This window comes from Pedobacter aquae (assembly GCF_008195825.1).
Lineage (GTDB): Bacteria > Bacteroidota > Bacteroidia > Sphingobacteriales > Sphingobacteriaceae > Pseudopedobacter > Pseudopedobacter aquae.
In genome coordinates, this window is sequence record NZ_CP043329.1 from 236,708 (window position 1) to 249,449 (window position 12,742).

The 12,742-nt window shown below is 31.7% G+C and carries 6 protein-coding genes and 1 pseudogene; 6 read left to right on the plus strand and 1 reads right to left on the minus strand.

Annotated features, from left to right (window positions below):
- Complete coding sequence (locus FYC62_RS01125) at positions 1-960, minus strand: endo-1,4-beta-xylanase (RefSeq protein ID WP_240534872.1); 960 nt, start codon at positions 958-960, stop codon at positions 1-3.
- 589 nt (positions 961-1,549) lie between these two features.
- Between FYC62_RS01125 and FYC62_RS01130 the strand changes: the two genes are divergently transcribed.
- The 6 genes and pseudogenes from FYC62_RS01130 (at position 1,550) to FYC62_RS17175 (ending at position 12,739) form a co-directional block, all read left to right on the plus strand.
- On the plus strand, positions 1,550-2,647 hold the full coding sequence (locus tag FYC62_RS01130) for an endo-1,4-beta-xylanase (protein ID WP_149073622.1): 1,098 nt from the start codon (positions 1,550-1,552) through the stop codon (positions 2,645-2,647).
- Positions 2,648-2,911: 264 nt separating this feature from the next.
- Complete coding sequence (locus FYC62_RS01135) at positions 2,912-4,627, plus strand: glycoside hydrolase family 43 protein (RefSeq protein ID WP_149073623.1); 1,716 nt, start codon at positions 2,912-2,914, stop codon at positions 4,625-4,627.
- Between the two features lie 213 nt (positions 4,628-4,840).
- Positions 4,841-5,017 (plus strand): annotated as a pseudogene (locus FYC62_RS18090) (two-component regulator propeller domain-containing protein); the annotation flags it as partial.
- Between the two features lie 99 nt (positions 5,018-5,116).
- Positions 5,117-8,953 (plus strand): hybrid sensor histidine kinase/response regulator transcription factor, encoded by a 3,837-nt coding sequence (locus tag FYC62_RS01140; RefSeq protein WP_240534777.1) that lies wholly within the window; start codon positions 5,117-5,119, stop codon positions 8,951-8,953.
- Between the two features lie 700 nt (positions 8,954-9,653).
- Entirely contained in the window at positions 9,654-12,569 is a 2,916-nt protein-coding gene (locus FYC62_RS01145; RefSeq protein ID WP_205943750.1) for a SusC/RagA family TonB-linked outer membrane protein, read from the plus strand.
- Between the two features lie 2 nt (positions 12,570-12,571).
- Positions 12,572-12,739, plus strand: coding sequence for a hypothetical protein (locus tag FYC62_RS17175; RefSeq protein ID WP_205943751.1), 168 nt, complete (start codon positions 12,572-12,574; stop codon positions 12,737-12,739).
- Positions 12,740-12,742: the final 3 nt, after the last annotated feature.

Sequence of the window (12,742 nt, forward strand, 5' to 3'; positions counted from 1 at the left end):
TTAAAAATTAATAACTGCATTGTAGGCCTTTTTTGGCTTAAGCTCTTTATCAAATAGTAATGGATAGTTTTTTCTACCTCTACCATCTAACCAGCTATATTTATCAGATAAGTTCCAAAAAGTAACGCCAGTTATATTTTTCTTATACTTTCTAAAAACCTCAAAAATCATCTGATATTTTTCTAGTTGCTGTTGTTCCATTTCCGGTGTAAAAACAGCTTCTTCAATTTTTCTACTACCATTTGATAATTGTCCACCTTGTCTGCCTGCATAAACAGAAACATCTAACTCAGTAAACTGGATTTGTAGGCCTAATGACGAAAACATTTCAATAGATTTTTCTAATTCTTCACGAGTAGGGGAATTTATAGACCAATGTGCTTGCAAGCCTACACCATGAATAGGAACACCTTTAGCTAAAAGACTTTTTAACATGGTATAAATTTTCTCTCTTTTAGCTGGAATCTCAGTATTATAGTCGTTATAAAACAAAACTGCTTTTGGATCTGCTTTATGGGCGTATTCGAAAGATTTTGCAATAAAATCTTCTCCAGCAATTTCGTAAAGTTTAGATTTTCTGTAAGTATTTTGACCATCGTCTATTGCCTCATTAACCACATCATAAGCGTAAATTTTACCTTTATATCTGGTTACAACGCTATCAATATGGTTTTCTAATCGTTTTAAAAGCACATCTTTAGAAACCGTTTTACCTTCTTGGTCTACATATAACCAACGAGGAGTTTGTGCATGCCAGCAAAGGGCATGGCCTCTTACCTTAAGCTTATTCTTTTGAGCAAAATCAACAATTTCATCAGCATCTTTCCAATAGAATTTGTTTTCTATTGGATGAATAGGGCCCATCTTCATAACGTTTTCGGCAGTAATACTGTTAAATTGAGACAAAATGAGTTTGGCTTCTTCTCCTTTAAAATCCTGAGGACGTACCGCTACGCCAATGGGAAAATATTTTTGTAGTAATCTTTAAGTCCTTTTTTATGATCAGGCCTTTTAAAACTTTGTAATGTTAGAGTAGTGCTTAAAACTGTAATTGATATTATGGAAATAATAAGGATAGATTTTTTTTTCATGTTACTTGAAAGTTATTTTAACAGAGAATTTATATAGCCTAGTTTCGGATAAAATTGAAATGGCAATATCTCTAAACATATTTCAAATGAATGCTTCATTTCGCTAAAACAGCAAATACAAATGTTTAGCTGCCATCAATAAAATCCTGTTTAAATGCATAATTTCAATTAGGGTTAAACATTTGTATCATCATTTATAACAATTGAATAATATCTGAACTTTTTATTGATGTTAATTTAGCTTTAATTAATTGATGGATTTATTTTTTAATAAACATTACTGTTTCTATATAAATCTATTCATTAAATATTAATATAAACCAATTCATATTCAAAGAAATTGCAATCTGTATTTGCTAATATCTGTGTGTTTAAGTTTAAAATCCAGCTAATTACCATTAGTCACTATAAAACATAGTTAGTTAAGTAATACAAGTAGCAAATTATTTTAAATCTAAATGTTAAAGTTTCACAAATCATTATTGTTTATTACTGTATTAGCTTGTTTTATTGCAGGTATAGCATTTAAAAGCATTAATCGAAAAGATGTTAATAAGGGATTAAAAAGTTATTATACTTCTTACTTTCCGGTTGGAGTTGCAGTAGGCGCAAGAAATCTTTCGGGGCAGTCTGCAGAGTTTATAGTAAAGAACTTTAATAGCATAACTCCAGAAAATGCCATGAAAATGGGACCAATCCACCCAGAAGAGAATAGATATTTTTGGGCAGAAGCCGACTCAATAGTAAGCTTTGCGCAACATCATAACCTAAAAGTTAGGGGACATAATCTCTGCTGGCATGAGCAAACTCCAAATTGGATGTTTAAAAATGCTGATGGATCTGAAGTGAGTAAAGAGGTTTTATTAAGGCGTTTAAAAGACCATATAAACACGGTTGTTAAACGTTATAAAGGTAAAATTTATGTTTGGGATGTTGTAAATGAAGCTATTGATGATGACAGTACCAAATATTTGCGAAACTCTCAGTGGTATAAAATATGTGGTGAGGATTTCATCATTAAAGCATTTGAATATGCTCACGAAGCAGATCCCGAGGCAAAACTTTTTTATAACGATTATAATACTGAAAGACCAGAGAAAACAGAAAGAGTTTACAGATTAGTAAAATCTTTGGTAGATAAAAAAGTCCCTATCCATGGCGTAGGCTTACAGGGGCACTGGTCTATTTTCGAGCCCTCAGAGCAAGAATTAAGAAACACTATTAATAAGTTTAGTTCTTTAGGTTTAGAGGTACAAATAACAGAATTAGATATGTCTGTTTATAGATGGGAGAAAGAAAGAAGGCCAAAAAGACCAGATGAGTCTGATGAATACACAGCAGAATTACAACAAAAGCAAGCAGAACAGTATCAAAAGGTTTTTCAAATTTTTAGAGATAATAAAGATAAGGTTACGAGTGTAACGTTCTGGAATATTTCTGATAGATATACTTGGCTAGATAATTACCCTGTACCAGGGCGTAAGAATTATCCACTATTATTTGACACTAATTTTCAACCTAAACAAGCATACTGGAGCGTGGTAAATTTTAAATAATAAATAATTTTAAACTCATAGTTTTTTGCTTGTTTTTACTTGCTTTTGTAGATGTTAAGGCAATAGAAATTAGCAATTTATGTTTCATTTAAGAGCGTTAAGGGAGTATCAACTTATTAAAAAAAAATGATGTTAGCCAAGTTTCTGGCTGATAGGACTAAACTTAAAAAAGTTATTAATAATCCTTTTAAAGGGATTAAAAGCACCAGTAAAATACCAAATCATTAAAATAAAGCTTAAGAATACCTAATAAAATATAACAATATGAAACAAAAAAAATGGATGATTGCATTATCGCTAGCTTTGCTTAGTACAGCTGCCTTTAGTCAATCTAAATCAGAAAATGCTCCTATTTTTACGCAAGCAACCTATCAAGGAGATGATCAAATTTATAAAGATAACCCGCTTAAACCAGGCGAGTTTTATAATCCAATTTTGCAAGGTTGCTATCCTGATCCGGCGATTACACGTAAAGGCGATGATTATTACTTGGTAGTATCGTCATTTGCAATGTTTCCAGGAGTGCCTATTTTTCATTCAAAAGATTTAGTAAACTGGAAACAAATTGGTCATGTTTTAGACAGAGTTTCACAGTTAGACGTTCACGATACCGGGATAAGTATGGGGGTTTATGCTCCAGGAATTACTTACAATAAAAATAATGATACTTTTTATATGATTACCACTGCTTTTGCGGGTGGTTTAGGGAATTTTGTAGTAAAAACTAAAGATCCTATGAAAGGATGGAGCGATCCAATTAAATTAAGATTTGATGGAATTGATCCCTCTATTTTCTTTGATGATGATGGGAAAGGTTATGTTGTGCATAATGATGCACCGGCTAAAGGACAGGAGCTATATAATGGTCATAGAGTGATTAAAGTTTGGGATTATGATGTAGAAAAAGATCAAGTTGTTCCCGGTTCTGATAAAATGATTGTAAATGGTGGAGTTGATTTATCAAAAAAACCAATCTGGATAGAAGCACCTCATTTGTATAAAAAAGATGGTCGTTACTTTTTAATGTGTGCAGAAGGGGGGACAGGTGGTTGGCATAGTGAAGTTGTTTTTGTAAGTAATAGCCCTAAAGGCCCATTTATACCAGCCGGAAGTAATCCAATTTTAAGCCAAAGATATTTACCAAGAGACCGTAAAAATAAAGTAGATTGGGCTGGGCATGCTGATTTAGTTTTAGGTCCAGATAACAAATACTATGGCGTATTTTTAGGAATTAGACCAAATGAAAAAGACCGAGTTAATATTGGTAGAGAAACTTTTATTTTACCGGTTGATTGGTCGGGAGATTTTCCTGTATTTGAAAATGGACTTGTTCCAATGGAACCCAAATTAAAAACTCCACAAAGTGTTGAGAATAAAACAGCAAGTAAGGAATTTTTTCCAAATGGTAACTTCACCTATAATGAAAACTTTACTGGAAGCTCCTTAGATTTTAGATGGATTGGTTTAAGAGGTCCTAGAGAAGATTTTATCACATTAACAAAAAAAGGATTGCTAATTAAACCTTTTGAAACCAATGTTAACGAGTTAAAACCTACTTCAACATTGTTTTATCGTCAACAACATAATACTTTTTCTTTTTCTACCACAGTAGATTTTAAACCTCAATCAGAAAAAAATCTAGCTGGAATTGTTTGTTTACAAAACGAAAAATTTAATTATGTATTTGGAATTACTACAAATGGAAAAGATAGATACTTAGTGCTTCAAAGAACTGAAAAAGGAAAATCTATCATATTAAGCAGTGAAAAAATTAGCGCAAAGGGAGTAGTAAATCTTAAAGTAAGTGCAAAAGGAGATCAATATCAATTTAGTTACTCTGTTGATAATATCAATTGGATTAATTCTGGAACAGTAGTTTCTGGAGATATACTTTCAACAAATATGGCTGGCGGATTTACTGGCTGTTTAATTGGTTTATATGCAACTGCATCAAATGATGCTTTTCCAAAACTTAATTGATTATCTTTTTATAACAAATAATTGTATAATATTTAATTTATCATTATAGCTTACAATTAAAAGAATTAGTATATTAAAAATTGGATATATTTCCTCTTAAACCTAAGCTCTCAAAAAAAAGCTTTATTAGCTAACTTATATAGCTAATTTTTTAAAACCTATTATAAATCATCACTAATTAATAAAGATTAGTGCTAAATAATATTAGTCATAATGAAGATTAAGTTGTTAAAATGTTTTTTTATAGCTTCATGGATATTGCTTTTTGTTACAAAAAGTAATGGTCAGCAACTTGATTTAAATTTTTTAAACATTAGCAGTAAAGATGGATTATCATCTAATTTGGTAAACACTATACTGAAAGATAAATATGGTTTTATGTGGTTTGGGACTGATGATGGATTAAATAAGTTTGATGGAGAGCATTTTACAGTTTATAGGCATAAAGCTGATGATAATGAGAGTATATCATCTAATGAGATTTTGTATTTGTATGAAGATGAAAAAGCAAATCTTTGGATATGTACAGGTTCTGGTTTGGTATTGTACGATAGGAATACAGATACTTTTAAAAATATTACTTCAACTAAAGATTTTACAGTAACATCAGTATGTTCTTACAACAATAATATTTGGGTAGCTCATTATTCTGGTTTGATTATTTTTAATAAAGAAAAAAATACACTAACACAGCTTTCATTAAAAAATAAAGGAGATATAAATTTACTAGCGAAAGGGGTTTTACACATCTTTAAAGACTCTAAAAACAGAATTTGGATAGGTACAAATACAGGTTTGTACTCCTATAACTCCAAAAAACAGGAATTAGAGAAATTTTTCCATAATTCAAACCCCGAAAGTATAGCGAGTGATTATATTAATCAAATTGCAGAAGATTTATTTGGAAATATCTGGTTTGCAACGGATGGTGGTTTAAGTATGTGGGTTAGAAACACTAAAAAGTTTATTAACTATAAAAATAATCCTAAGAATATTAATTCACTCAGCAATAACATCGTATATACTTTAGCTTCCGCCTCTGATGGTAAATTATGGGTAGGTACTGAGGATGGATTAAACATCGTTAATCCAATTACAAAAAAAGTAGAAAGAGTAGCAAAAAATAGTAGAAACAAATATGGTTTAGTAGGGAAATCTGTAAAAGAGATTTTTTTAGATAATCAAGGAATTTTCTGGATAGCTACATTTAGAGGCGGCATTAATAAATATGACAAAAACCTTGCTTTCTTTAATTTAAGACAAAGCAATTATTTTGATGTTTATGGCTTAAGTGCACCAGTTGTAACATCTTTTGCAAAGCATACGAAAAACAGCATTTTTATTGGTACAGATGGTGGAGGTTTAAATCTTTACCAGGCAGATAATGGATCTTTTAAACACATTACTGTAGCTGATAATCCTAGCGAGGATAAAAATCTTTCTATCCTAGCAATGGAAAATGATGGAGATAATCTTTGGATTGGGACTTATTTAAATGGGATTTATATTTTAAATACAAAAACGGGTAAGCTTAAGCAAATAAAGGAGGGTAACAACTCTCAATCCTTGAGTAATAATAATATCTTCTGTTTAAAGCGTGATAGTAAAGGTAACATATGGATAGGCACAAACGGACAAGGAGTTGATTGTTATAACTTGCAAAAAAATGAGTTTGTAAATTACTCATCTAAGAAGGTTGGTAAATATAAATTACCTGTAAATGGTTTTATAAGAGCACTTGCAGAAGATAAAGAAGGAAATATTTGGATTGGAACAAATGGCAGTGGTATAGCTGTTTACAATCCCATAACAGGCAAATCTAAGTTAATAAGTAAAACAAATACCAAATTACCTAATGATAATATATACTCTATTTATGTTGCTGTGGATGGTAAAGTTTGGATAGCTTCTGCTGGCGGAGGGTTAACGCATTATGACATAGAAACCGGGAATATGACCTCATTTTCTGAAGAGCAAGGCTTAGCTAATGGGGTTGTTTATAAAATTATTGAAGATTCTTATGGTAAAATATGGTTGAGTACTAATAAAGGAATAAGTAGCTTTGATACTTTTACAAAAAAATTTAAGAATTATTCCTACAATAATGGAGTTCAACGTAGTCCATTTGTAATAGGAGCAGGTTTAAAATTAGATGATGGAAGAATATTTTTTGGTGGTACAGATGGATTTAATTACTTCAACCCTAAATTAATAAGCTCTAATAAAAATCAGCAAAAGGTAATACTTACAGATTTAAAAATCAATAATTTAAGTGTAAGACCAGGGGAAGACTCACCAATACAAAATCATATTTCCGTTGCTAATGAAATCAATTTGGATTTTAAGCAAAACTTTTTATTAAGTTTTGTTGCTCTAAATTACTCTTCTCCACAGGAAAATCGTTACTCATATAAGTTAGAAAAATTTGATAAAGAGTGGAACTATATTGGGCAAAGTCAAACAGCTATTTATACTAATTTAGATCCAGGAACATATATTTTTAAAGTTAAAGCTAGCAGTGATGCTGGAGACTGGACTACGCCAATTACAGAAATTAAAATTGTGGTAAACCCTCCATTTTGGAGAACAATATATGCGTTTATACTTTACTTGTTTATTGTCGTATCTGTTTTGTTTTACATTAGGCATAGAGGTATACAAAAGTTAAAATCAAAATTTGCCTTAGAGCAAGAGAGAATACAAATTCAAAGCTTAATTGAGCAAGAAAGACTTGAGTCTGAAAGAATTCATGAGTTTGATGAAATGAAAATAAAATTTCTTACAAATATCAGTCATGAATTTAGAACACCAATATCATTAATTATAGGGCCAATAGCTCAGCTTATTCAACAAGAAACAAATTCTCCAAAGTACCAGCAACTAAATATGGTAATGAGAAACGCTAGAAGACTGTTGAATTTAGTAAATCAATTATTAGATTTTCGAAACATTAGTTCTAACGAAAATAAACTAAATACCACTGAGGGGGATTTTATATCTTTTTGCAAAGAAGTTGCCGAATCTTTTAAAGATTTAGCTGAACAAAAAGGAATTAATTTTGATTTTCAAAGTGAAATTAGCAGTTATTATACAACTTTTGATCATAACAAAATTGAACGTATATTTTTTAATTTATTATCCAATGCTTTTAAATTTACCTTAGAAGGGGGCGAAATTATTTTCAAAATTGAAAATGCAAAACGTAAAGAAGGTTTAAAAATAACCATTATTGATACTGGTATTGGGATTGACGAGAATGCAAAAGAGAAAATTTTTGAGAGATTTTTTCAAAATGAATCAAATCCGGCTATTCTTAATCAAGGCAGTGGAATAGGACTGTCTATTGCTAAAGAGTTTGTTAAAATGCATGGAGGGGCAATTGAGGTGGAGAGCATAAAAGGCGAAGGTTCTACCTTTATAATCTATTTCCCTTTTGAAAAAATTAAAAATATAGAATCAGCAAAATATAAATTAGATACAAACCAAGATATTAAGTTAACAAACGAAGAGACTGAATTAGAAATCATAGTAGAAAAAGCCTTAAAAAACGAAGTAAAACCCAGTGTTTTAATTGTTGATGATAATGAAGATTTTAGACATTATTTAAAAGAGAATTTAAAGGAACAATACACTATTATTGAAGCAGAAAACGGAAAAGATGGATGGCAAAAAGTACTTTCTAGCCATCCACAATTGGTAGTTTCTGATATTAATATGCCTCAAGTTACTGGAATAGAATTTTGTCGTAAAATTAAGTTAGACAAAAGGACTAAGCACATTCCAGTAATACTATTAACTGCAATAACAGGTGAAGAAAGTCAGATGTTAGGTTTAGAAACTGGCGCAAATGATTATTTAAACAAACCATTTAATTTCGAAATTCTACAATTTAAAATTCGCAATTTGTTAACTATGAAAGAACACCTTAAGAATACTTATAGTAAACAAATGAATGTTACTGTAAAAGAAATTGAGGTAGAGTCTGAAAATGAAAAATTAATGAATAAAGTACTCCATTTTATAGAGTCTAATTTAACAAACCCTAAACTTTCTGTTGAAGAATTAAGCAGTTATATTGGCATGAGCAGGGGGTCGCTTTATACCAAAATTTTGGAGATGACTGGAGAAACACCTGTAGAGTTTATTAGATCTATTAAATTGAAGAAGGCGGCTAATTTATTAGAAAAGAGTGATTTAAATGTTGCTCAGATATGTTATGCTGTAGGGTTTTCTACACCAAACTATTTTGCTAGAGCGTTTAAGACTAAATATAATATGCTGCCATCAGAGTTTATAAATCTCAAGAGAAACAAAGGCAACTCTTAAATAAAACTCAATTATCAAATCGTCTACACTTTTTGCACAATCTAATTTAAATCATTTACATAGCACATATTGATTAAGTAAAAGCAATTTTACTAATCAATAAGCTATTGATACTCTTAGGAGCGATTATTAATTGAATAATTTAAATTGTATTCAGCAGCTATTTACTATCCAATATTACCTTTATGAGATAATTTTTTTAAAATTATCGAGTTAAATTACTGTATTTCATAGTTTTATGTTTTTTGAACAAAACTATCATTATTTTATACAATTGTACTACTGTTAACATAAGTATACCTGTACATTAGGTTAACTGAATTATAAACGGCAGATTCTAAATTTTGCCAAATAAACCTAAAACCAAACTTTATGAAAAATTCAACTTAGCAGTAAATTTTCATGAAATTATTTTCATGATATTTTTTAAATAAGATTAAAACCTAATCAATTATTAACCAAATAAATCAAATGAAGAAAAAAGTACTCCATCCATTAATGAAACGGGCTATTTCAAAATCGCGAATTTTTATTAATTCAATATTTATTCAATCAAGACTAAGCTATAGCTTTTAATAAGAATTACTATTCTTTTTAATTTATAATAATGGAAAAAAACATTAACAAATCATTGACTTTCTGGCAAAAGTTAATCAGCCCAAGTCATAAATTATTAAAAATCTACATTCCTATATTGATCTTGTTAATTGGGATTGGTTCTGTATCAGCACAAACCAAACAAAAAGTAACTGGTAAAATAGTGGATGTACTTAATTCTCCCTTAATAGGAGTAACGGTAACAGTTAAAGGAACAACCATAAGAGCATTTTCTGATATCAATGGACTCTATTCAATTGAGTTACCTGCTGATAACCAAATTCTAACCTATTCATTTATTGGGATGATTAGTCAGGAAATAAATGTTAAAGGTAAGAGTATCGTTAATGTAACTATGAAGGATGATGCTGCAAGCCTTAAAGAGGTAGTGGTTGTAGGTTATGGAATTCAAAAGAAACCTAATGTTGTTGGTGCTATTACCCAAACAACCAGTGAAGTTTTAGAGCGAACAGGAGGTGTATCTAGTTTAGGTGCTGCTTTAACTGGTAATTTACCGGGTGTAATTACAACAGCAAGTAGCGGTATGCCTGGTGAAGAAGATCCTCAAATTTTAATCCGTGGTCGTAGTACTTGGAATAACGCAGGTCCTCTTGTGTTAGTGGATGGTGTTGAAAGATCCATCAATAATATTGATATCACTTCTGTAGAGTCGGTAACTGTTTTAAAGGATGCTTCTGCAACTGCAGTTTTCGGAGTTAAAGGTGCCAATGGTGTAATATTAATTACTACAAAAAGAGGTAAAATAGGTAAAGCAGAGATAAGAGCATCTTTAAACACTGTGCTAAAAGATGTTTCCAAACTTCCTGGCAAGCTTGATTCTTACGATATGTTCAATGTTAGAAATAACGCCATTGAATATGAATTAGCCTTGAGACCGGATGCATGGGCATCTATAATGCCCATGGAAATCATGCAAAAGTATAGAACCCCTGCAAACTTAGAAGAAGCTGAGCGCTATCCGAATGTGGATTGGGTGAACGTTCTATTCAGAGATAATGCCATGTCACAAAACGCTAGCTTAAACGTAAGCGGCGGAACATCATTAGTCAAATATTTCACTTCTGTAGATTTCTTAGATGAAGCAGATTTATTCAGAAGGTTTGAAAACAATAGAGGTTACAGTGCAGGTTATGGCTTTAATAGATTAAATGTTCGTAGCAATTTAGATTTTCAAATTACATCATCCACGGTTTTTAAAGCAAACGTTTATGGTTCAAGAGGTGTTTCTGAAAGACCATGGATTAACGTAAATCCTTACAACACATGGACAGCGGCTTATTCTACCTCTCCTGCATTATATGTTCCACAATATAGTGATGGTGCATGGGGCTATTATAGCCCCAACGAACAAATGGGTTTAAACTCTGCACAAATATTATCTACAAGTGGTATTCAAAATTTAACTACTTCTCGTATCACAACCGATTTTACTGTAGAACAAAATTTAGGTTTTTTACTAAAAGGTTTAAATGCTAGAGGTACAATATCATTAGATAATACATTTATTGAAAACTCTCGTGGTATTAATGATGCAAATAACAACGTACAACGTAAATGGATTAATCCAGAAACGGGTGCTGTAATTTTTAGAGAAGACAAAGACATTAATACGCAATTAGAATTTAGAGAAAGTGTTAGATGGAGAAGCAGTGCAGGTCAAGTTGATAACAATGCTACCTACAGAAGAATGTTTTCTCAATTCCAGTTAAACTATGCTACAACAATCGCGGCAAAGCACAACATAACAGCGATGGGATTATGGAGTCGTGATCAATTTGCTACTGGAACAGTAATTCCTTCTTATCGTGAGGATTGGGTTTTCAGAACTACTTATAACTATAAAGGTAAATACACAGCTGAGTATAATGGAGCCTATAACGGGTCAGAAAAATTTGGTCCAGATTATCGTTTTGAGTTTTTCTCATCAGGTGGTCTAGGATGGGTTATTTCAGAAGAGAATTTTTTAAAGTCTGTAAATCAAATTGACTTATTAAAGATTAGAGGCTCTTATGGTCAAATTGGTGATGATAGTGGGGCACCTCGTTTCGCATACTTATCAGAGTGGGCATTTGGAGGCAGAACAAGATTAGGTAACACAGGTGAGGCTGCCGAACAAAGTCCTTACAGTTGGTACAGACAAACTGGTGTTGGAAATCCTAACGTGAGATGGGAAAGAGTTGTTAAAAAGAATATTGGTGTTGAATTCGGATTTTTTAAGAATTTAATTAGTGGTAGTATAGATTTCTTCCAAGATGATCGTTCAGACATTTTAAGTGCCGGCGGAAATAGAGCAGTACCTTCATACTTTGGTGCAGTTGCTCCAGTAGCTAACGTGGGTAGAGTTACCTCCAGAGGTTACGAATTTGATATCAGACTTAGTAAATCAATAAATAAGAATTTACGTTTATGGTCAAATATTAACTTCACTAGGGCCAAAAACGAAGTAATTGATGCGGATGTACCTCAGTTATTAGATTTATATGCAAAACCAATAGGGAAGCAAATTTTCCAAGCTTATTCATTCGTAGACGCCGGTTATTATAACAATTGGGACGAGCTTTATGCAAGTACCATTCATGATGTAAACGATAACCAAAAAATACCGGGTAACTACCATATTATTGATTATAATGCTGATGGCATTATTAATGCAAATGATAATATTCCTTATGGTTTCTCGGGTGCCCCTGAAAACACTTACAATGCAACTATTGGTTTCGAATGGAAAAGATTTAGTGCATTCACTCAATTTTATGGTGTTAATAACGTAACCAGACAAGTTGTTTTAGGAACATTTAGTTCTCAGAACCCTGTTGCTTATGAAGAAGGTTCGTATTGGTCTGTTAACAACCAGAATGCAGATGTACCTATGCCAAGATGGTCTTCTACACCAAGCCCATACAATGTTGGTAGCCGATATATGTTTGATGGTTCATACCTCCGATTAAAAAATGCTGAAATCGCTTATACTTTCGATCAAAAGTGGGTTAAAAAATAGGTATGTCTCGTGTGAGAGTTTTTGTTAACGGAAATAATCTAGCTGTTTGGACAAAAATGCCTGATGATCGTGAAGGAAACTTCCAAGGTCCAGGAGGCCAAGGATGGGCTGCACAAGGCGCTTATCCAACAGTGAGACGTTATAATTTTGGTACTAATATTACTTTTTAAAAA

What these genes read in the sequence shown, in the direction of transcription:
- FYC62_RS01130 (WP_149073622.1), top strand. Translation starts at nt 1,550, where the DNA reads ATGTTAAAGTTTCACAAATCATTATTGTTTATTACTGTATTAGCTTGT.
- FYC62_RS17175 (WP_205943751.1), top strand. Translation starts at nt 12,572, where the DNA reads ATGTCTCGTGTGAGAGTTTTTGTTAACGGAAATAATCTAGCTGTTTGG.
- FYC62_RS01135 (WP_149073623.1), top strand. Translation starts at nt 2,912, where the DNA reads ATGAAACAAAAAAAATGGATGATTGCATTATCGCTAGCTTTGCTTAGT.